The sequence below is a fragment of the Pseudomonas sichuanensis genome (genome assembly GCF_003231305.1).
Taxonomy (GTDB): Bacteria; Pseudomonadota; Gammaproteobacteria; order Pseudomonadales; family Pseudomonadaceae; genus Aquipseudomonas; species Aquipseudomonas sichuanensis.
This window is the reverse complement of record NZ_QKVM01000161.1, coordinates 1-303: the sequence shown is the minus strand read 5'-3', so window position 1 is coordinate 303 and position 303 is coordinate 1. Positions and strand designations below refer to the sequence as shown.

General features: G+C 67.3%; 1 protein-coding gene. It reads left to right on the top strand.

The window, feature by feature from the left end:
- Positions 1 to 303 (top strand): contractile injection system protein, VgrG/Pvc8 family (locus DM373_RS28550; RefSeq protein ID WP_279630504.1); only part of this gene is annotated, 303 nt, incomplete at both ends.

The window sequence follows — 303 nt, the reverse complement described above, 5'->3', positions numbered from 1 at the left end:
ACGGGCGCTGCAACGTTGCCGGGCCAACCATTGCCAGGCAGAGGGCGCAAGTGACGCCCCGCATCTGCTCAGCGGCCACCTGCTGCAACTGACCGACCACCCGCGCGAGCCGTGGAACGACCTGTGGCTGCTGACCAGCGTGCACCACGAAGGGCGCCAGCCTCAGGTGCTCGAAGAACATGCCGAGCCGAGTGATGCCGCGCAGCGCTACAGCAACACCTTTACCGCCACCCCCTGGGACCTGCTGTTCCGCCCGCCGCTGACCCATTCCAGGCCGCAGATACCCGGTAGTCAGGTGGCCAT